The 1391-nt window shown below is 67.4% G+C and carries 1 pseudogene; it reads left to right on the forward strand.

From position 1 onward, the window contains the following. Positions 1-1391: pseudogene (locus ENZ74_RS31760) on the forward strand (AsmA protein); the annotation flags it as partial.

The following is a 1391-nucleotide window of genomic DNA, read 5'->3' on the forward strand; positions in this document are numbered from 1 at the left end:
CTGCTGCTGGCCGTGGCCCAACCTTCCGGCTTTGCCGCCTGGCTGTCGAAGGATGTCGACGAGGCGATCCGCCGCCTGCCGGCCGCCGGCTTCAAGGCCAAGGTCGACCTCTCGCAGAAGCGCCAGGCCTTCAGCGATCTCGAACTGATCCTGGGCAAGGCGAAGTTTTCCGGCCGCATCGATTCCAGCCAGCCCGACGATGCCAAGCCCTCGGTGCTGATGCGGCTTGAAGGCGGTGATCTCGATGTCGACGGGCTGGCGGCCTTCGCCTCGATCTTCGTCAGCGACAAGGGCGCCAATCGCTTTGCCGACCGCGACCTCGATTTCCAGATCAAGGCCGGGCCGGTCAACGCCGGTGGGTTGACCGCCGACACGGTCGACACGGCGCTCAGGCTGCGCGACGGGCTGCTCGAAATCGACCGGCTTTCGGTGGGCGGGCTGGCCGGCGCCTCGATCAGCGCCACCGGCCGGATCAAGGATTTCCCCGCGAGCCCGACCGGCAAGCTCGATGCGTCGGTGGTTGCCGTCGATCTGAAGCCGCTGATCGATGTCGCCGCCCAGCACTATCCCGACAGTGCCGTGCTCAGGGGACTGTCGAGCCGTGCTGCTGCCTATCCCGAGCTGTTCCAGGATGCGCGCATCGACCTGGTGGCGAGTGCAGCCGACAATGGCGACGGCACCACGGGCCTGGCGGTAAGCGGGCAAGGCAAGGCCGGCGGCTCGGCCTTTTCGGCGTCGCTGTCGGGGAAGGGCGTGGTGGACAAGCTTCTCGAAGCGCCGGTGGCGCTGACCTTCAACGCCAAGAACCCTGATGCCACCGCGCTGCTGGCGCTCTATGGCCTGCCGGCGCTGCCGCTCGGCATGCTGGGCGAGGCAAACACCGATATTCAGGCCAAGGGCACGTTTGGCGGCGGCCTGGCGACGAATTTCAGCCTTGCCGGCAATGACTTCAAGGCCGGTTTCGAGGGAACGATCGCCGACACGCCGCAAGGCCTCGCCGCCAAGGGCAAGCTCAGCCTCGATGCCGCCGACATCGAGCCGTGGCTGATGACGTCGGGCATCGGCCTGCCAGGCATGGGGGCGGGCATGTCGACGTCGCTCGCCGCGCAGGGCGACTACGGCAACGGCCTGCTGGTGCTGGACGAACTCAGCGGCGCCATCAACGAAGCGGCGGTGTCCGGCGACGTCAATATCGATGTAAAGGACGGCGTGCCACATCTGGCCGGGGCGCTGGCGCTCGACGAACTCGACCTCGATCCCCTGGCGGTGGCGCTGTTCGGCGACTCCGCCTTTCTAGCCGACAAGGAGGGCGCAGCCAAAGACCGGGCAGGCAAGGGTGGCGTGTGGCCGGCGACACCGTTCAGCCAGAAATCCAGCCTGCCATTCACCGC

It is taken from the genome of Mesorhizobium sp. M7A.F.Ca.CA.002.15.2.1 (genome assembly GCF_003998715.1).
Taxonomy (GTDB): Bacteria; Pseudomonadota; Alphaproteobacteria; order Rhizobiales; family Rhizobiaceae; genus Mesorhizobium; species Mesorhizobium ciceri.